This window comes from Nocardia sp. NPDC055029 (genome assembly GCF_053608525.1).
In genome coordinates this window covers 207,639-229,948 of sequence record NZ_JBSGVQ010000001.1, presented here as the reverse complement: position 1 = coordinate 229,948, position 22,310 = coordinate 207,639, and the positions used below count along the sequence as shown (strand labels likewise).

Annotated in this window: 1 protein-coding gene (only partly in view); it reads right to left on the bottom strand. The window is 72.4% G+C overall.

The genetic code is table 11. The features are described from left to right. Positions 1-22,310, bottom strand: part of the annotated coding region (locus ACWF9G_RS00770; RefSeq protein WP_452512622.1) for a WXG100-like domain-containing protein (this coding region is incomplete at its 3' end). 19,175 nt of the annotated region lie beyond the right edge of the window; 22,310 of its 41,485 annotated nt are in view.

Below are 22,310 nucleotides of genomic sequence, written 5' to 3'. Positions count from 1 at the left end.
ACGGCGTGGGCGTCGGTGTCGGCGTGGGCGTCGGTGTCGGCGTGGGCGTCGGTGTCGGCGTGGGCGTCGGTGTCGGCGTCGGCGTGGGTGTCGGTGTCGGCGTCGGTGTCGACGGCATCGACGGCATCGACGGCATCGACGGGCTGGGTACGCCTGGTGTGGGCGTGGTTGGTTCGGGACGGGTCGGTGGTGTCGGCGGCTTTTCGGGGTCGTGTGGCGTGTCGGTGCGACCGTCCGAGAGGGGGACCGGTGGTGCTTGGTGGGCACGGATGCGGATCGGGTCGGGGATGTCGAAGTCGTACCTGGCGTAGTACCGCGGGATGCGGGACCGCAGCCGGGAACCGGGGATAGTCGGTGGGCGGGACGGCGCGGAGTCGTCGTCGCTGTCCGGACGGTTCGGCCCGGCACCGTCGTCGTCACCCGCACGGCGGCTCGAGCCGTCATCGCCCGAATCGTCGTCATCGTCATCACCGACGCGACGACTCGAACCACCATCATCCGAATCATCGTCGTCATCACCGTGATCGGAGCGACTCGCACTGCCATCGCCCGAATCATCGTCGTCATCACCATGATCGGAGCGACTCACACTGCCATCGCCCGAATCATCGCCATCATCATGATCAGAGCGATTCGTACTGCCGTCGCCCGAATCATCGTCGTCCGAATCATCGTCATCTGTCCGACGAGTCGACCCGCCGTCGTCCGAATCATCGTCGCCGTGATCGGCGCGGTTCGGGTGAGCGGCATCCGGATCGGTGCCGTCACCGGACGAATTGAGGTCAGCCGGGGTGCTCGGTTCCGCGTCGGCATCCGGTGTGGGCTGGTGGCCCGACGGGGTATCCGAAGTCTGCTCGGGTTCTGGATCCGTCTTCGGTGCAGTCCTGTTGCGCGGAGCCGGCTCGGGCGGACGACCTGTGCCCGCGGCGGATCCGGTCTCGGAGCTCGACTCCGGCTCCGCGCCCGGGGACCTGCCCGGAGGCTGCTCCGACCGACCATCCGCAGTCGACGGCAGACCGGGCTGCGGCGACTCGCTGGTCTCGCCCGTTTCCCCCTTCGAGGTCGGCGACAGACCCGGCTGCGGCGAACCGGTCGACTCGGTATCGGAACTCGGCGACGAGCCCGGCTGTGGCACCGCGTCGGGTTCACCGTTCGGACCTGATGTGGGGCTGGGTGCTGTCGAGTCCGGTTCGCGGGACGGGGCGGCCGGGTTCTCCTGTCCTGCGGTGAGGATCGTGCCGCGCAAGGCAAGGCGGAGCCGCCGGTGGATGCGGTCGAGTTCGGCGTCCGCGGCGAGGTAGCGGGTGGCGGCATCGGCGAGTGTGTCGACCCGGTTCTGCCAGGGCTGTTGCTCGCCGACCGGCATGGTGCGGCCGCGCAGCTCCTCGATGGTCTCGTCGAGGATGCGCTGAGCGGACCGTGGGTCGGCGGCGTTCGCGCCGAGGGCCTCGTCGTCGACCGGCAGGCCTGTCATGGCCGCGGTCCTGGCGTCGCGCGCGTCCTCGCGCTGCATGAACTGCTCTGCCCAATCCTGCGACAGGCGTTGAACTTCCGCATCCGCCGTCGACCCGGGCGGAGGCGATTCGCCGCTGTCGGTCCGTCCGTCGGCGCCGGGCAGCTCCGGTGTCGCGGACAACTCCAGGGTGTCGTCGGTGTCGGTGCTCGCCGCGGGCAGCGGGTTCGTCCCCGCGTCGTCGTCGGTATCCGGTGCGGGTGGCAGTTCGGCGGTGTCGCCGCCACGTTCCGGGAGCAGCGGAACCCTGGGCAGCGGAGCCGGTGCGTAGGGGATGCCGGCGCGCCAGCCGGTGAGCGGCGGGCGAACGGCGTCCCAGTTGTACCCGCGGCCGATCACGGCGATGTTGGCGGCGTTCCAACCGAGCTCGGGGCGCCCGGCGGCGAGGAATTCGGATTCGGCAAGTGCGTCGCGCAGCAGCATCAGGTCCGGCTTCAAGGGCTCGCCTGCGACCAGGCGGTTCCACGCCTCTGCGACATCGGCAAGCCGGTCCATCGGGCGCCACACCGGCTGGCCGGACGGGTCCGTCCAGTCACTGACCAGATGCGGGGTCACCATCAGGTGATTCTTGATGGCGAGCACCTGCTCCGCCGTCAAGACCGGCACGTCCACCGTCATCCGGCGCATGAGCAGCCTGGCCAGGGTTTCCTGCATGCTCTCCCCCGGCAGCGCACCGTTCAGGGTGGTCGGATCGAGCAGCAACTCCCGCAGATCGGCGACGGTGTCGCGGACGACATCGGCGTCGGCGGTATCGAATCGGCCCGCGACCTGGTGGGCGACCGCGTCGATCTCGGCATCGATGATGCGCAGCTGTCGGTCGACGTCCGCGATGGGATCGATCCCTCGGTGTCCACGGACCAGCAGTTCATCGACGAGATCGATCACCGACCGGGCGGCGGCCAGCTGCTCGGCGTCACGATGCGCGGCCAGGCCCGCGGTGATCGCGGCGACATCGGAGTCGTCGGCGAGGAACCGCTCGTATTCGGCGTCTGCCCAATCCTGCACCCGCTGCCAGGCCGCGACATCGGCGTCGAGCGCGGCCTGCAGGGCGGGCGGCACGTCGATCAACAGCTCGGTGGGGAGGTGGTCCTGCAGATCCCAGCGACGGAACATCGGCTGGACTTCCGGCCGGGGCGCTGTCCATTTGTAGTTGCGGAACACCGTTCCGAACGGCGGGTAGTTCATCAGCCACGGCCTGGCCTTGACCCACTGGCCGATCTCGGGATGCCGCTGGATCCAGGCCTTCACGCGAGGATGCTTCGGTACCTCCGCTGCCATCAGGATCAGGCGGGTCATGTTGTAGAGGTCCGCGCCCCAGTGCTGGCCGTAGACCTCCATGCCGTCCGGCACCTGCGAGGTGTCATAGGTGCTGTACGCCTGCGGCATGTGGACCGGGAGCAGGCTTTCCGGGTAGAAGCCCGGTGGGACGTCCTCGAGCAGCAAAGTGGCGTCGTTGAACAGATCACCCATCGCCCAGCCACTGACACCGTCGGGCAGCGCCTTGCGTTTGAACTTGTCCGGGAAGGGACGGTTGTCATGTTCGGTCCGCCACTCCGCGCGGGTCGGATCGACGGGATGTGAGACACCGGCGCTGTCGGTCCACGAGATCAGCCGCAACCGGGTATCCGGTCCCGACATCGCCAGGCGCTGGACGTGCGGAGCCGTCGAGTCCTGCAACCGCCAGCCGCCCTCACGATCGGCGAGCACCTGGACGAACTCCGGATCGACGTCGAGCGTCGTGAACAGATGCGCGACCACGGGCGAATCGTGCAGTGCGGCACGCCACGCCGCCTCGTGGTCGGCGAAGGGCGCGTCCGGATCGGCCGGCCGGGGACCGTAGACGAGGATCCTCGGCGTATCACCTTCGACCACGCCGACCCACGGCGTCACCATGCGACCGCCCTCGGTCGCGATCACCTCGCGCAGTACCCCGGCCAGCTGGGCCATCTCGTCCTGCAGCCGGCCGATTCGCCGGTGCGCGTCGGCGACGTCGCGCGCCGCGTCCGCGACCGCGTCGATCTGGTGCAGCCGGGCTGGCACTTCGTCGACCCGCAGCGCGCCCGAGCGCAGATCGTCCACCAGCTGACGGCGCAGGGTGGCCACCGTTTCGTCGAGATCGGTGGTGAGAGCGGCCTCGTCGGGCTCGCCGCCGCGATCGACGAGTCCGAGCCGCCGCGCGAGATCATCACGCATGGCGCGGCGCGGTTTGATCCGGTTGAGCTCGTCGGCACGCCGACGTGCCAGCGCGGCGATCTCCTTCGCCCGCGAGTGCTCCGGATCGAGGGGCGGACGGTGCCAGACGACACCCTGTCGTTCGAGATCGGTCAGCTCGCGGTGTACGTCGAGCAATCGCGCGTCGAGCTCGTCCAGACGGACACCGGCTTCGATCAGCTTGGTGAGCTTTTCCGCGCGATTCCGCTGTTCGTCTTCGGATACCGGTACCCGGATATGTTGCGTCGCTTCATCCATGCCGCCCGCGATGGTGACCGCATCGGAGTCCCGCGCGGCGATCAGCGCGCTGACCGCCGCGTCCCGGCTGCCCGGGTCAAGCGCGGCCCAGTCGGTGCGCGGATCGAGCCCGAGATCGACGACGCGCTGATTGGCCTTGGCCCGCAGGAACTCTCGCTCGCGAAGCAGCTCCTGCTGTTCGCGCAGCAACCGATCGTAGGCCTCGGGGAGCCCGAGCTCCTCGGCCAGCTCGCCGACCCGAGTCTCCGCCAGCAGATATTCGGCACCGACGATCCGCAACCGATGGATCAGCTGCTGATCGGCATCCGATCGACCCGCCACCCGCTGAATCGTCTCGAGCAGGTTCGTCGGCCGCAGCGACGACCGGTCCGTGATACCGAGCTGGGTGGCGAGGTCCCGGACCTGAGTGACCAATTCGTCGCGGCGGGTCACCGCGTCGGCGTGCCGGCGCGCGGTGTCGCCGCCCTGCGCATCATCACCGTCACCCGGCGGCGGCAGCGGCTCGCCCGGGGTCGGCGGTTCCCCGTCGCCGGGCGGACGCTGCGCGCCACCACCGGTCGACGGTTCCTCCCCGGACGACTCCGGTTCGACCCGTCGATCGGCACGCACAGTCGGTTCGGTGGCGAACGCGGCGACCTCGGCCGCCGCTGCGACGAGTTGGTCGGCCAGCGCGTGCAGGTGCCCGACGGTGGCGGTTTCCGCGGGCGAACGCAACCCGGCGTGCAGGTGCGCCAGCGTGTCCCGGATCGCTTCCGGGGTGAGCCGGTCGGGACTGATCCACTCCCGCAGGTCCTGGGCGAACTGCCGGATCTGTTCTTGCAGCAGGTCACGGCGGGCGACCGCGTCGCCATAGGTCGCGGCGGGTGACAGCGGATCGGTCGCACCGCGCAGCTCAGCGCTGAGCTGGACCATCAGCGCGTGGATGGCCTTGGCCGGCGCCGACGCCTTCGCTCCGTTGAGCTCGACGTCGAGGAAGGCCTCCGCCGCCGCCTCCACGGCGTTGACCTGGTCGCTGTCCGGGTGGAAGCTGTAGCCGCTCAGAGCGGACACCCACGCGTCGAAGCCGCTCTGGTCGAAGCCGCCGTGCTGCTGCGTATAGGCGTTCTGCAGCGCACCGAGCACCATCGACGGCGTCAGGCCGAGGGTGAAGTACATCGCGTGCCCGAACTCGTGAGCCATCGCCCGGAACGGCCGCGACCGGCCGACCGAGGGCGGATGGAATCCATCCTGCGGGTCCTGGACGTAGTCGTGCAGCCAGCGCATGTTCATCACGATCCGGGCGGGCAGGCTGCGCAGGCCAGGCATCGATATCCCGAACCGGGCGGACAATCGCTGCAACCCCCGCCGCAGCGGGCTGTGCGGCGCCATGCTGTAGACCGCGAGCGCACCGTCTTGCTGATCGGTCACCTCCAGCGAGGTGACCCGGACCCACGGATACTTCGACTTCAGATAGTCGAAGGCGCGCACGGCATCACGGACCGCGTCCGGATCGACACCGATCGCGTCCAATCCACGCACCGCGACACCGTGCCGTTCCCGCAGCACCCGGCCCAGCTCGGCGGCGTCACGCTGCCCCCACTCCCCGAGGTCGCGCTGGGACGGCGACCAGTTCCCACCATCGCCCGGCACCGCCTCGAACAGCCGCATCGCGCCGCGCAGCACCTGGTTGCGCTGCCACTGCTCCGGTGGCGGCGCGGTGTCGCCGGCGCGCAGCACGGTGCCGGGGGTCAGCAGTTCCCGCAGCCGCACGCCCACGGCGTCGACCTCGACCGCGAGGTAACGAGCCGAAAGCCCATGATCGTTCGCCAAGCCGAACGCGGCGGGGACCGCGAGATCAGGGTCGGCGAAGCGGCCGATCACCACGAGGCCGTCGGCGCCGAGTTCCGGCAGCACCGCGAGCCCGTCGGTCGCCGGGATGGCGCCGAGCGCGTCGGCGACCACCCGGACGGCGATCTCCTCGGCGCGCTGACGCACCTGGGCGTCGGCAGGATCGATGCCGATCGCCGGCAGATTCTGATACGCACGGTCGAAGGCTCGGCGGGACTGCTCCGGACCGATTCCGTGGCGCCGGACCAGATCCGCGATCTCCTCGGCGCTGCGCCCGGCCGGGTCAACCCCCAGCTGCCGGGATCGGGCCGCGAGCGTGTCGAACGCGGCGGCCCGGCGGCGAGCCGAATCCAGTGCTTCGGCATCGGCCGGGGTGGCCGGCGTGACCTCGTGCAGCGGCCCACGGATCCACCGGCCGTGCTGGTCTGCCCGCGGGCCCTCCAGCTGGAGCAGGTTCATCTCGGCGTGCGAGGCGGTCAGCCGCCGGACAGCGGCCCTGGCGGATTCGGCGGCGGCCAGCCGGTCTCGCGCGCTCTGCTCGACCCGACCGGTGATGCCACGCTCCCGCAGCCCGGTGAGCCGCGCTCGCCGGTCCTCGGTCAGCGTGTCGACCAGGCGTTGCAGCGTCGCGTTGCTGAACCGGGCCGGGTCCTCGATGCCGAGCGTGCCGACCAACCGGACCGCCTCGGCGCGGAACACCTCGTGGACGACAGCGAGCGCGGCCACCTGATCGGCGGTGCCGGGGCGCGGCGCCGGGCGCGACCCGTGGTTTTCCGGATAGGTCGGCACGCCGGGTTCCGCGTCGCCCGCCGGGCCGCCGGGTCCCAGATCGACGAGTTCGATCGTGCCGTCCAGCCCGACCAGCACCTGGACCGTGTCCAGCCGGAACCCGCTCTCCAGCAACATTTTCAGCGACGCCGGATCGATCAGGGCACCCGGGTCGGCGCTGACGACCAACACCCGGCGATCGGTTTCCGACAGCCCGACACCGTCGCGCGTCTGGATGAGCCCGGCCTCGGCGAGCACCTCGCCTGCGACCAGCCCGGCCAGCCGGTCGCGGACGGCATCGGCCCCGGCGCGCAGCTCGCCGTAGCGCAGGTGGAGCGCGGCCAGATCGCCGAAGGGTCGGCGGAATTCGTCGACCCGCCGTGCGGCGGCCCGCTGCTCGGCGGCGGCATCCGGATCGCCCGCCGCGACGACGAACGCCGCCCGATCCTCGAGCCGGTCGAGCCGCCGGCGAGCCGCGGCCATGACGTCGTCGGGGTCGGCGCCGCGCACTGGTACGCCCAGATCGTCGGCGAGCTCGCGCATCCGCTCGGCGATCTCGTCGAGCGGGCGCCGGGCCACGGCGAGGTCGGCGAGTGCCTGACGGCGGGCCGGATCGTCGGCGGCGGGCACATACGGCCGGCGCTCGCCCCACTCCGCCCAACTGGTGCGCGCGCGGCCCGCGGATTCGCCGATCGCCGCGAGCGGGGTGGGCTGCTCGTCCGATCGGCCGGGCCCATCGGCCCGGTCGGCGCTGTGCCGGAGCAGATCTCGTGGGAGTTCCCGGGTTTCGGTCTGGACCCGGCCCGCGGTGTCGACGGTGAGCCGCACCTCGCGCAACCGGGTACCGGGGTTGTCGAGCGCGGCCAGCACCGCCGGGGTACCCGAGCGGACGGCCGCACCGAGCAGGTCGGCCGCCTCGTCTGCGGTGCGGGTCGCGACCAGCACGATCGGTGGTGTGTCGTCGGTGACGGTGACATGCGGGGCGGCGAGATCGCGACCGGGTCCGGTGAGTGCGTCCAGTTCGGCGGCGGCGATCAGGTGGTCGGTGATGGCGTCGACGCGCTGCTGGGCGCGGGTGGCGGCGACGAACTCCGCCGGATCGGCGAATTCGTCGGCCGCGGCGACGAGTGCGGCGTCGCGGGCTTCCCGCGCGGCCGCCAGTTCGGCGGCGAGCCGGGCCCGAACCGCTTCCCGCACCGCCGGATCGGCGGAACGGTCGGCGGCGATCGGAGGCGCGGGCGGCGCCGCGCTCCGGCCGCCGGCCTCTGCCGTGCCCGCCAGGTCGGTGACCTCGGCATCGGCCTGGACCAGGTGCCGGGCGAGATCGGCCAGCTGGGCGACGGTCCGGTCGTCGGCGGGCGAGCGCAGCAGGGTGCCCAATTCCGTGACGGTCGCGAGGATCCGGTCGGGGGTCAGTCGGGCCGGGTCGACCCACTGCCGCAAGGTCTCGGCGAGCCCGTTGATCTCGTCGGCCAGCCGATCGCGTCTGGTCACCGCGTCGGCGTAGGTTGATGCGGGCGGCAGTGGCGCGAGCAGGCCAGCGGCCTCCTGAGCCGCCGCCTCGCGCGCGTGCCGGACCAGCAGATCGTGCAGCACCTTCGCGGGCTCCGAGGCGGCGTCGCCGTTGAGTTCGACGTCGGCGAAAGCCTCGGCCAGTGCCTCACCGGCGTCGAGCACGTCGCGATCGTTCTCGCTGAAGCTGTAGCGGCTGAGCTGATGCAGCCACTTCAGGAACTCCGCCTGATCCACCGGCGAGTGCCGCTCGCCGTAGTAGCGCACCAGTTCGGCGAGGACTTCCTCCTCGGTGAGCCTGCCCGCGGTGTCCTCGAGCACGTGCCCGAACTCGTGCACCACCGTCACGTAGACCTGGGAACGGCCCGGCGCCATCACGATCTGCGGTGAACCCGCGCTCTCCTCCAGATGCTGCACGGCGGAGCGATTCAGGACCATCGTCGAGACGAACCCGAAGAGACGGCCCGCGAAACCGAACCGCGGCAGCATCCTGGTCTCGCCCAGCGCGGTGATATCGATATCGGGGTCGATGCCGATCGAGCGCAGCCGGGCCCAGGGGTAGCGCGTCATCAGATCATCGACGGCCCTGGCGAACTCGCGCAGGGAGTCCACGTCGACACCCTCGACGTGGAAGTCACGAACCAGGACACCGTGGCGCTCACGCAGCAGCCGGGTGATCTCGGCGGGACCACGATCCGACCATTCACCGAGATCACGTCGCGAAGGAGGCCACACCTGGTCGGTCGGGCCACGGCCGGTGATCGTCTCGACCAGCCGCTGCCACAGGGTCGGGGCTTCCGGTGGCGTACCGACCCGGCCGCGTCCGATCGCGGCGGTCGCGGTCTGCAGTTCGGCGACGCGGACACCGTTCTCGTCGATCGTCACGTGGCGGTAGCGCAGATCCAGTTTCGACAGCCGCAGACCGGCTCTGATCTCGCCCGCCACCGCGGTATTGGGGTCGCTGAACCGGCCGACCGCGACCACGGAACGGCGGGCGTCGACCCAGCCGAGCCCGTCGATCAGCGGCACGCCGTCGGCAGCGGCGAGGACATCGCGTACCGCCGCATCCTCGGCGCGCAACCGGACGTGCGGGTCGCCCGGGTCGGCGCCGGTGTCGATCAGGTCCGCGTACGCGCGATCGAAGGCGGCGAATTCGGCGTCGTCGCCGGTGCCACGGCGGCGGACCAGGTCGGCGAGTTCGTCGGCGGTGCGCCCGACCGGGTCGATGCCCATCCGACGGGCCTGGGCACCCAGCCGGTCGAAGGCCGAGGCCTGCCTGCCGAGCTGGGTCAGCGCGCGCTCGGCCTCCGGGGACGTTGGCCGGTGCGCGGTGTCGGTGGTGCGGACCCAGCGTTGGTCGTGGAAATGCTCGGGACCGGGGTCGCTGTGGTTCAGTCCCCACAACCGATCCGCCGCGTCGATCGCCCGCATGGCGCGCCGCAGCTGGGACATGGCCTTGCGCGCCGCCAGGTGCCGCGCTTCGCCCGCGGGGTCGGCCGGCTCGGTGCCGATCACCGCCGCCAGCCTGCCCCGCAGCTCGTTCGGCGAGAGACCGGCGCCGTCGACCCCGGCCTCGTCGGCCAGTTGCACGGCGAGATCGAGGAAGTGGTCACGCAGGGCCTCGGTAGCGGCGATCCGCTGGCCGAGTGCCGGTGTCCGATCGGCCTGCTGGGGCCGGTGTGGCTCGGGGCGCGGGGTGCCGCCGTCCGGGTCGGGACGATCACCCGCGAGCAGGGACCCGTCCGCGGGCAGGTCGAACAGGCCGACGACTTCGGGCCTGCCGCCGTCACCGATCCGCAGCCGCAGTTCCTGCCGCAGCACCGACGGATCGTTCAGCGCGGCGAGGACATCGGCGTCGCCGGCGCGGGCGGCGTCGGCGAGCACGCGGGGCGCGTCGCCGTCGTACCAGCTGACGACGACCAACCGCGGCGGGGTGTCGGTCGTCCGCCCGATCCGGCCGGTCAGCGGGTCGGCACCGTGGGTGCGCAGGGCGTCGAACTCGGCCGCGCGCACCAGGTCCCGGCTCAGCGCGGCGGCGCGGCGCTGGAGATCGGCGAGGTTGTCCGGGTCGGTGTCGATCGGCGCGTCGGCCAACGCGGCACGGGCATCGGCGGATTCGGCGACGAGGCGGTCGATGACGGCACGCCGCACCGCCGGGTCGTCGTAGCGCGGTGTGGTGTCGGGCACGGGCGGCAGGGCGGGCACCCGCGCCGCGCTGCTGCCCAGTTCACCGACCAGTTCCGCGGCGCGCGAATACCGTTCCGCGAGGCCTGCCAGCTCGGCAAGCACGATGCGCTGGGCGGGATCACGCAGCTGGTTGTCGAGCCTGCCGATGGTGTCCGTGATCCGCTCCGGCGCGAGATCCGCCGGACTGATCCACTCCCGCAGTTCATCGGCCTTGCGGTGGACGAGGACGGCGTAACCGTCGCGCTGGGCTACGGCCTCGGCGAGATCGCGCGGTGCGTTCGAATACGGGAGGGCACCGATCGGCGCGGGATACAACGCCACCGACCGGCGCGAATCCGCGGTGAGCAGGCCGTGCAGAACCCGTGCCGGTTGCGCGGCGCGGTCGCCGTTCAGTTCTACATCGGCGAACGAATCGGCCAGCGCCTGACGCACATTCAGCGATCCGTCCGGATGGAAGCTGCCTGGGCTCAGCCCGTCGAGCCACGCGCGGAACTCCGCGGCGACAACCGGTGCGCGCAGCGTGCCGTAGGCCCTGACCAGTGCGGACAAGACTGTGTCGGTGGTGAGGTGCCGGGCACCGCCGGCGAGCACCTGACCGAATTGGCGGACGGTCGTGTCGACCACAGCCGAGTGCTCGCCCGGACCTGTCGACGGGGTCAGCACCGACAGGGTGATGGTCGCGCCCCGCCGCCCGAGCCGGGTCCGGCCGAGTTCGGCCGCGGGCAACACGGCCATGCGGATGCGGCGCAGGTCCGCAGCCGGGTACCTGACCAGCAGATCGTCGATGGTCTTGGCGAACTCGCGGACCGCGTCCGGGTCGACCGGACGCACACCGAGCTGGGTGACCCGCAGACCGTGCAGCTCGCGGAGCCGGTCGCGGATCCCGTTGCGGCTCAGGCTGCCCCACTCGCCGAGGTCGCGCGTGGACGACGGCCAGTCGAACTGGTTCGGGCGCAGGCGCCAGCCGCGGGTCCGCAGCAGGGCGGCGTCGGCGATCCGCCTGCCGAGACTACGGCGCAGCGGAGTCAGGTCGTCCGGGCCGAGGCCGGCCGGTCGCTCGTCGACCGTCATCGTGCGTGGACTGCGCAGTTCGGTGATACGCGCGCCGTCGGCGTCGAGCGACACCGCGAGGTACCTGACCTCGGCGCCCGCGGTGAGCGCGCCATGCACCGCGGGGGCAAGGACGAGCGACGGATCGGACCGGCCGATCAGCGACGGCCGGGTCGCCGGGGCGGTCGGATCACGGCCGAGCCAGCCGAGACCGTCACCGAGCTGCCTGCCACCGGCCGCCGCGATGACATCGCGCACCGCCGTCTCCTCCGCGCGGGCGCGCGGTGCCGGGTCGTCGAGATCGCCGCCCAGCGCGCGGAAGTCGGCCAGCTCGCGGGCGAAGCGGTCACGCAGGGCCGCGCTCGCGTCCGGCCGCGCGGCGACGGCGTCGGCGAGGCGGCTCGCGCTCAGCCCACTCGGGTCGACCCCGAGCTGCCTGGCCGTGGCGACGAGGTCGTCGAAGGCGCCGACCTGACGGCCCAGCTGTCGCAGCTGCCGGTGGACCGCTTCGGTGGTGCCCCGGTGCGGTCTGGTGTCGGCTCTGAGCCAGCGCGGGTCCGGCGAGTCCGCACCGATGATGCCCGCAGGCCGGTTCACGGCCGACTCCGCCGCATCGGCGAGCACCATCGCGTCGGCCAGCGCGGCGGCCCGCTCGGTGAGCTGGCTGTGCGCGCGATACAGCGCCAGATCGGCCAGGTCACGCGGACCGTGCCGCTGGGCGTGCGGGCTCAGCCGGTCGGTGATCGAGGACAGCCTGGCGTCGAGCTCCGCGGCGAGATGACCGGGCAGCTCCGGGAGCGGGACACCGTCGACATCGATGCCGAGGGAGGCGGCGAGATCGGCGACGTCGGCGGCGACGATGTCGCGCAGGGCGCGCATCGTGTGCGCCTGCTGAGTCGGCGTCGGGCGATCCGGAGCGGGCCCCGCTGGTTCGAACCACCGATCGGCCTGAACCCGCGCGGCACCGGCGGGGTCGTCGGCGACCTGGTGCCCGAAGGACCCGTCGGGGCCGAGCTCGATCCGCAGTTCCCGGATCGGGAGCCCGAGCGATGCCGCCAGCGGCCCGGCCGCGGTGTGCCAACCGGGTGGCCGGTGCGTGTCGAAGTGGCCGTGCAGCGTCGCGACCAGCACGGCCGCGGGCGGCCCACTGTGGAGGCTCAGGCCGTCGCCGACCGGGTGAGCCCCGACGGTGGTCACGGCGTCGTGCGCGGCGGCGCGGAACAACTCGGCCTCGATCGCCCGGCCGCGGGCCCGCGCGGCCGCCGCCGCGGCGTCGTCACCCGCGGCGAGGGCGCGGTCGTTGGCGGCGACGAACTCGAACAGCCGCACGGTGAGCCGCTCCACCCTGGCCCGGACCACATGCGGGGCGAGGGCGGTCGGATCCGGGTCGTCCCAGGTGACCGGCGACGGTTCCGGTCCGCGCCTGCTGTTGTCGACCAGCAGGCGGTGCAGTGCCCTGGCCGGTGCGGACGCCCGGTCGCCGTTGAGCTCGACATCGGCGAAGGCTTCGGCCAGTGCCTCGCGCACGTCGAGGACGCCGCCCTTGAAGCTGTAGCCGCTGAGCGCGCTCAGCCAGCGGGCGAACTCGTCGGCGTGCACGGTGACGTCGCGACCGAAGGCGGCGATCAACGCCTGGTAGGCATCGGCTTCCGAGATGCTGTGCCGCGCGGTGAAATCCAGCACGTGCCCGAATTCGTGCACGACCGTCGCGTAGACGAGGGAATGGTCGGGCGAGGTGACGACGTAGCCGGCAGAGGTGAGCGGCGCCGGGTCGGCCGAACCTGCCCGAGCCAGCACCTGCGACAAGATGATCCGGCAGGCCAGGCCGTGGGACATGCGCGCGCGCTCGGCGGGGCTCGGCGGCCTGCCTTCCGTGCGCCCGTGCAATCCGCGGTCGAGCTGGCCGATGTCGAGAGCGACCAGGTTGGCCCACGGGTAGTCGCGCATCATGTCGTCGATCGCGCGAGCGGCGTCGCGGACGTAATCGGGGTCGAGACCACGGAAGTCGATGTCGCTGGTGTCGATGCCCCACCGCTCCGCCAGCACACGCTGGATATCGGCCGGGCCACGATCGGACCATTCGCCGAGATCCCGGCGCGCGGGCGGCCAGGTGTGCGCCGCCTCGGGTTCCGGTGTGCCCGCCGGTTCGCTGTGCGGTGCCGGATCGGTCAGGGGGACCAGGTCGACCATGCCGTTCTCGGCGACCCGCACCTGCCGGACCTCGACGCGGAAACCGTTGGCGGCCAGCTCGGCTCGCAGTGCCGGATCGATGGCATCCGCGATGGCGTCGCCCGCGGTCAGCACGAGCGCACGACGTCCGTCGCCGAACAGCGCGATGTTGCCCTCGACGCGGTCGGCGCCGCTGTCGGCCAGCTCGCGCCGGATCGCCACCTCGGCCGCCGCGCGGCGGGCGGCCGCCTCGGCGGCCACCGCGGTCCGGTGCTCGGCGTGCAGTGCGGTCAATTCCCGCAACCAGGACGCCAATTCGCCGAGCCGCTGGTTGCCCGGATCCGCCGACCAGCGCGCCCGCGCGGCGTCGAGCATCGCCTGCCCGTGCCGGAGCATGCCGTCGGCGTCGGTCGCCAGCGGCAGCCGGAGCCGGGCGTGTAGCCGCAGCTGGGCGTAGACCTGATGGCGGCGCTGGACCGCGTCGCCGATCGCGCCCACCCGATCGGCGAGCGGATCGCCGCCACGCGAGGAGTCGGGGCGCGGACCGTCGACGGGGCGATCGGCGGTGCGGATGCCGTTGTCGGACGGGTCGATCGGAGCCAGACCGACCAGTTCCACCTCGCCGGATGGCCGCACCCGCACCATCGCGACCTCGACCCGGTAGCCGTTCTCGGCCAGGCGCTGCAGAGTCGAGCGCGGCACATAGCGGTCCACGTCGGCCGACGGGGTGAGGACCAGTGCCCGGCCCGCACCCGGCACGAGCCCGACATGCGGGCCGAGGCCGTCGCGATTCGCGCCCGCCTGCGCGAACACGTCGTCGATCGCGACGAGGGTCGCCCGCCGCAGATGCTCGAGCTCGCGCAGTCCGGCCGAGCGGTACGCGCCGAGCTGACCGATCAGCTGCTGGAAGGCCGGGGTCCAGGCCATCACGTTGTTCATCGCCGTCAGCCACCGCTGGTTGCCGTCGGCCCCCTGCGGTGTCTGCGCGCGCTGCTGCTCGGCCGAGACGATCGCATGGACCGCGGCGACCAGCGCCTCGGGATCACCGGTCCGCGGCGGGCGACCCAGCTTCGCGGTTTTGAAGAACTTCTTCGTCGCGGCGGCGATCTGCTCGGCCAGCTGCTTGCGGTCGGCACCGGCGCGGCGGGCCGCGTCGAGGTCGGGCGCCATCGCCTGTCTGCCCGCCGCGCTGGGCTGGTGTGGGGTAGAGCCGCGGGATACCCAGGGGTCGGTGCGCACCCCCGGCTGCGGGCGCGGTCCCTGGTTCGGCGACGCGGTGTGCTGCGCGGTGCCGGGGGTCGGGGTGTCGGCTCCGCTCGGCGGGAGCACGACTCCGGTGACGACCCGCGGACCCTGTCCCGAGTCCGAGCTCGACGGGTCGACCGGTCCCGGCTGTTGCGCCGGAGGTGGCGGCCCGGCGGTCTGCGTCGTCTGCCCGGGTTCCTGGGGCGTGGTCGCCTGCCCGGGCTCCTGGGGCGTTGTTGTCGGATCGGGGTCGGCGGAGTGTTGTTGCCCCGGCGACTGCTGCCCATCGCCGGTGGTGGAGGAGATGATGACGCCCTCGACGACCCGCGGCCGCGCCCCGGCATCCGGGGTGGACGGATCGCGCGGCGGCGGTGTGCCGGTCGGGTCGGCGGGTGGGTCGAGGCGAACCAGCCGGACCCGACCGTCCGGGTCGACCTGCACTGTCCAGGCTTCGATCCGGTAGCCGGCAGCCGCGAGGTGGCGCAGCTGGTCCGCGCCGATGTGTCGGGTGACGTCGGCGCTCGGGGTGAGCACCAGGGCGCGCCCCTCCGCGGGGACGAGGCCGACGTATCGGCCGAGCCCGGTCCGATCGGCACCCGCCCCGGCGAACACATCGTCGATCGCGGCGTGGGTCATCCGGTCGAGCAGGTGCCGTCCGGTGGCTCCCAGCGAGCGGAACTCACCGAGCTGACCGATCAGCTGCTGGAATCGCTGGGTCCAGACGAGGTAGTCGCGATGGGCGACGGCAGGCCGCACGTCGTCGCCCAGCGAGGGGAGCGTGCTGTGATGCGCCTGCGCCATCACCGTGCGCACGGCGGCGACCAACGCCTCCGGATCGGTGCCGGTGGGCGGCGCCATCCGCAGGGCCTTCAGGAAGTTCTTGACAGCGCGTGCCTTGAAGAACTCCTTGACGTCCTTCGCGATCCGCGCGGCCGACCCGGCGCGCTCGTCCGCGTTCCGCTGCACCTCATCGGCAAGCCGCGCGATCTCGCTCCGCGCCGCGTCGGTGAACAACGCGTGGTCGACCGCTCCCCCGGCAGGCACCCACGGCGTGGTGACGACCGGCGGCGGCACCCCCGGATCGGTGCGCGGCGGCGTCCCCGGACGCGGGGGCGAATCCGGGTCGGCCTGCGTCGCCCCCCGCTGCTCCGGCGACGACGAGCGCGCCGACGGGTCGTCAGCCGCGGGCTGCGCCTGCGCCGAACGCGGCGAGCCCGACGTCTCGGAACCGGTCGTCGGCGCAGGCCCCGCTTGCGGATCCGCGGACTTCGCATCGGTGCCCGGCTCCCGCGACGAGCCGGACTGCGCCAGGGGCGCGGAACCGGTCTCGGTAGCCGACGACCGGCCCGGCTCGGATCCTGGTACCCGGTCGGAATCCGTACCGGTGGGCGGTGTTTCGATGCTCCGATCACTGCCCGGTGCGGTCTTCGCTGCCGGCGCCGGATCGGAATCCGGTCCAGGGGGCGTGGTTTCCGCGCTCGACTCACGACCGGACGCCGAGTCCGGTGCCGACGCCAGGCCGGAATCCGTACCAGGGGGTGCAGTTTCCGCGCTCGACTCACGCCCCGGTACCGACCCCGGCGCCGACGCCAGGCCGGAATCCGTACCAGGGGGCGCAGTTTCCGCGTTCGGCTCACGGCTCGGTGCCGACTGCGGCTGCGTGCCCGGGTCGGAGCGGGGAGTGCCGGTCGGGGTGATCGGTGGGCGGAGGGCGGTGAGGGTGATCGCCAGCTCGGACGGGTCGGCCGGGTCGGGGTTGACGACCTGTAGGCGCCACACATCGAGGGCGGTGATGTCGTCGGTGAGAACACTGAGGGTGTCTGGGGTGACGGCCAGGCCGACTGCGGTCGTGGGTGACAGCAGGATCGCGCGGTGCTCGTCGGGCAGTACGCCCAGCCATGGGCCGTGCGCGTCGATCCGGCCGTGCGCGAAGGCATCGGCGGCGGCCGCGGCGGCCAGCTGATCCCGCGCGGCGACAGCCTCGGCCGCGGCCGCGACGACCGCCGAGTGCTCGGCGGTCAGCCGGCGGAGTGCGACGGTCAGCTCAGCCGCGGTCCGCTCGGCCCCGGCCTTCTCCGCGCGCTGCGCGGCATCGGCGGCGGGCAGCGCGGCCGCGCGATCGGTCGCGGCGTCGACCTGTGCCCGCAGTGCCGCGAGCACCTGGTCCGGATCGTCACCGCGAAGGCCGAGCGCGACCGCCGAGCGCATCATCCGGTCCCGGGCGGTGGCCAGTTCGGCGTCGGCACGCTGCCACTGTCCGTGCAGCTCGGCCAGCTGCTGTGCGACCTGCGGGCTCGACGGTGCGAGCAGCTGCGGCGCGCCCACCGGCGTCCAGGCGCGATCCGAGCCGGGGTGCAGGTCGCCGCCCACCCGGGCCGTCGACTCCGCAGAGTTGTCACCGGTGCCGGTGCCGGGATCGCCCTCGGTGCGCCCGCCAGAGCTGCCATCGCCCAGTTCATTTCGGCCGGAGCTGTCGTCGCCCCCGGTGCGACCACCGGAACCTTGGTCGCTTCCTGGCTGCAGTGCCGTGCCACCCTCGCCGGATGGCGTGCTGCCGGGCTGAGGGCCGGGCTGCGGCGGCACACTGCCAGGTGGCGTGCTGCCGGGCCGAGGGCCGGGCTGCAGCGCCGAGTCACCCTCGCCGGGAGGCGTGCTGCCGGGCTGGGGGCCGGGCTGCAGTGCCGAGTCACCCTCGCCGGGAGGCGTGCTGCCGGGCTGGGGGCCGGGCTGCGGCGGGGTGCTGCCGGGTGGCGGGTCGATGATCCGCCAGGTGGCCCGGCCGTTCGCATCGGTGGAGATGCGCAGCTCGCGGACCAGCATGCCGGGGCGGCGCAGCTGATCCATCACCTCGGGCAGGTCGGCGGCGATGGCGCGTGCGAGGACCTGGCCCGCTTCGCCGTCGGCCCAGCCGACCACCAGCATCATCGGCGGATCGCCCTCGGCGAGCCCGATCTGATCGGTCAGGATCTGGTCACCGACCGAGAGCAGCGCGTCTTCCTGGATCCGGTCGATCACCGCTTGGCGCAATTCGTCGGCGCGCTGTTGGGCGTCGGCGGCGGCCACCGGGTCTCCGTCGGCCAGGGCCGCTTCCTGCGCCTCGGTCGCCGCTACGTACTCCGACACCAGGCGATCGATAACAGCCCGGCGCAGCGTGTGACCGTCGAGCGGCGCGGGCGGCGCCGGTGGTGGTGTCGGTCCCGACAGGGCCTCCACCTCGGCGATCGCCCGCAGGTAATGCTCGGCCAGCGGCTCCAGTCCCCGAACGAGCTCGGCGTCGGCGGGCGAGCGCAGGACGGTGGCCAGATCGGCGACCGTGTCGAGCACCCGATCGGGCGCGAGCGCCGCCGGGTCGACCCATTGGTGCAGCTGGGCGACCAGCCGGTGTAGGTCGGCGGCCAGCCGGTCACGCCGGGCGACCGCGTCGGCGTAGGTCTGCGCGGGTGGGAAGTAGGCGTCGTCGGCCGCTCGGCTGATCGCGATGAACCGGTCTGATCTGGCCAGCTGGGCGTCGGCAGCGGAAAGCCCCTCGGTGGCCGCGCGCCGGGCCTCGTCGGTCAGCATGGCGTGCAGCGCCCTGGCCTGCTCGGACGCGCGGGGACCGTTGAGCTCCACATCGAGGAAGGCCTCGGCGAGCGCGGCAGCCGGGTCGATCCGTCCCCGCCGGTCGAAACTGGCCGCGCTGAGCTGCTGCTGCCACAGATCGAACGCGACCCAGTCGATCGGCGAGTGCTGCCTGCCGAAGGCGGTGATCAGCGTCTGCAGGACATGGTCGCGCGCGAACCGCCCGGACGCGCGGTCGAGCACATGCGCGAAGCTGCGCACCACCGAGCCGTAGATCGTGCTCGCGTCGACCGCCACCCGGAACCCGGCGGCGGAGTCATAGCGGGACAGGCCGTGCGGCTCGGCGCCCGCGGTAAGCGTGTGATAGTTCAGTTCGAGGATGGAGGCCTGATTGGCCCAGCTGCGCGGCCGCAGACTCCGCAACACATTCGTGCGCACCCGCGCGTTGGTGCCGTCGGGGAGCGGTTCCACCGAGATCCGTCGCAGGTTCGCGTGCGGAAACCTGGTGAGCAGGTCGTCGATGGCGCGGGCAGCCTCGCGCACCGAGTCGGGGTCGAGCCCGAGCGCGTCGAACCGGCTTACCCGCACACCGTGGCGCTCCTCGAGCAGCGCCATGATCTGCTCGGCGTCCAGATTCGACCATTCCCCCAGGTCACGGGTCGACGGCCGCCACGGCGCCGAGGTCTGTGGCAGGTCGAGGGCACCGGTGACCCGGCGGATGAGGCTGCGGCGCTGCGAATTCCCCGTATCGGGCGCCGGCTCGGTGCGCGGTGCGCCGAGGTCGAACGAGCGCAGCTCGCGCACATGGATACCGTCGGCGTCGACGACCACCTGCCGATAGGTGACCTCGGCGCCGGCGGCACGCAGCGCCCTGCGCAATTCCGGATCGATCACATGATCCGGATTGCCGTGCAGACCGACCACGATCGCCTGCGGCGGAACGCCGTTCGCCGCGGGCACCCAGACCAGCCCGTCGACGAGCTGCCGTCCGCCGAGACCGGCGAGCACATCGCGCACCGCTGCGGCCTCGGCCAGCGCCCGCGGCATGACATCCGCGGAATCGCCACCGAGCGTGCGGAATTCGTCGATCAGACGCTGGACTCGGGCGCGTCGCTCGTCGTCGTCGAGCAGGTGTCCGGCGAGCCGTTCCAGGTCGTCGACGCTGCGGCCGGTCGGATCCATGCCGAGCTGCCTGACGAGCGCGGTCAGCTCATCGATCGCCGCGACCCGGCGCAGGTGCCCAGCCAGTGCCCTGGCGGTGTCGTCGCTGGTCGGAACATGGTCCCGTTCGGGGACCCGCACCCAGTTGGTGTCCGATTCCGGTGGGCGCGAGCCGGATTCGAGTTCACCAGCCGCTTGCTGCCGTCCGCGCAGGCGCTCGGCCAGCTCGACGATCCACCGGCGGTGCCGCGGCTGCGGCTGCGCGGCAGGCTCGGGCGCGGCCGCCTCGTCACGCAGCCGCGCCTCGGCGCGCACGGCGGCCTCGCGCAGCGCGTCGGTGCGCGCCAGCTCGTCGGCCAGCGCGGCCAGCCGGTCCTGTCGGGCACGCAACGCATCGATGTCGGCATCGGTGGTCGCGGACCGCTGGGCAGCGGCGAGTTCGGCGTCGAGCCGCGCGGTCTCGGCGGCGAGCCGGTCGGCCACCGTCTCGGCGAGCATCGACGGTTCGATGTCGGCCGGATCGGTCCCGAGCTCCGTCGCGATCTCGGCGATGCGTGCGGTGAGCCGGCCGCGTTGCGCGCCGAGCACCGCGATCCGGTCGGCCGGCGAGCGTTGCGGCCCGGCGGTGTCCAGCGGCGGCGCCGGTGGCCGGGGTGCGGTGTCGCGACGCTCGTTGTACAGCGCGCCGGTGTCGGCGAGTTCCCGCAGCAGCACCAGGTCGGCCAGGATCTCGGCGCGGATGGTGCGATGCACCTCGGCGAGTTCGGCCGGACCGAGGGCTTCGGTCTCGTCGATCTTGCCGTCGCGGAACGTCTCGTAGACCTTGGCCAGTTCCTCCGGCGAGACACCGTGGACGTTCACGCCGAGCATGCGGGCCCAGTCCAGGTCCGGTTCGACATCGAGCCTGCCGTCGCCCATGCGGATCGGGTACTCGCGCTCCGGCAGCGAGCGCAGGAAGTCGATCAGGTCGTCGCCGAGGACGGCACGCAGGAATTCCGGCGCGGTCGGGTCGTGGATCGGCATCTCGGAGTCGACCAGACGGGGATCGATGTCGATGGACTGCTTGGGATCCCAGTACCGGTCGAGCAGATGCATCTGCCGGGAGAAGTCCGCCAGTGCTTCCAGTCGCAGGGCACGCATCCGCAGCCGGTGGGTCAGGCCGGCGACGGTGTCGTCGATCCGGTCCGGCGTCAGCGCCGTTGGATCGGCGTCGAGATCGAGGCCGAGGCGGTCCGCGAGGGCATTGCGGTCGGCGAGCAGCTCCGGCAGGGGCCGGGTGTCCGGTGCGGCGGGCCCGGACAATTCGGACGTGGTCGCGGGCGGCACCAGGATTCGCCATTCGCCGTCGCCGTCCCTGATCGCGGTGACATCGATCCGGCGACCGTCGATCTCGGTGGTGAGATGCCGCAGTTCCGGCCGCTCGACGACGCCGAGCACCACCGACCCGTCTTCGGTGCGGGTCGGGACGACGAACTCGACGTCGACGGTGCCGTCGCCGATCCTGGCGCCGAGATCGCCGAGGTGGATCAGCTGCGCCGCCAGGGTATCCCGGTGCTGCATGCCCGCATCGAGCACGAGCAGGCGGGCGGGGTCGCCGGGGACGAAGGCCAGTCTCGGTGTCACCAGTACCGCGTCCCCGCCCAGCGTGTCGACGTAGTCGGCGATCGCCTGCTCGCCGACCGCCTGCAGCGCCGCGAGCAACCGGTCCCCTGCCGCGCGATAGTCGCCGACGAGGTTCGCCAGCGCATGTACCAGCTCGGCGCGATCGCCGGTGCCCGCCCGCAGGTCGGCCAGACCGGCGGCCAGGCCATCGGCGCCGTTGAACGCCAGCCGATCGGCATTGAGCAGCTGCGCCCAGGTCGCCCGCTCCGCCCGGATCTCCTCGCGGCGGATCGCGTTGAGCAGCCACTTGCGGCTGCCGATGTCACGTCCTGGCTCGTCCGCGTCGTCGGAGGCGTCGGGATCGGTCAGCGGGTCGGCGCCGTTGTTCGGCGGGATCGCGTCCTGGATATTGGTGACGCCGTTGGCGCGCAGGACATCGCGGAGCAGCCTGCCCAGCGGATTGCCGTCCTTGGCGGAGAGCCACTTGTCCTTGACCCGCGGCACGCCGAGATCACGGGAGAAGGCCAGGAAGGCGTCCTCGTCCAGGTAGCGCTGTGCCGCCTCGGCGAGTCCGTCGATGATGCCCGCCTCCCGCAGCGCGAGGTATTCGGCCTCGCTCAGCGCCCGGTCGGCGGCGTCCGGGTCCGGGGTGGCCACCTCGACACCCAGTTCGGCGGCGAGCCGGTTGATCAGCTCGCCGATCCGGACGAAATCGCCCTGCGCCCTCAGTAGTTCGCGGATCCGATGCCCGGCCCAGTCCTGGGTGGGCGCGTCCGGAATCGGCTCGACGACGATGGCGGGCCGCGACGGCTCGATCGCTTCCGGTTCGGGTTCGGCTGTGCCCTCGGCCAATTCGGCTGCGCGCTGCCTGGCGCGTTCTTCTTCCTCGGCCGCCCACTTCTCGGCCAGGTGCGGTGGGATCTCCCCGCGCCTGCGTTCCAGTTCGGGATCGGCTTCGACGTCCCAGTACCGGTATTCCTCGCCGTCGCTGGTATGGGGCGCGTCGAAGTCGTCCTTTCGCTCGATGAACTTGCTCAGCACGAACTCGGCGATCGCGCGCCGCTTCTTCCAGATCTCGGCGGTTTCCTTGGCCACCCGGATGGGGTTGAAGTCCGGGCCCTCCATCACCAGGATCTTCGACCAGTACCCGACGACGTGGATCCACGCGCTGTCCATGTTCGACCCGGACGGATACTTCAACCCGGCTATCCGATAGCGCGCCGCGTGCCGGATCTCGGCCCACCAG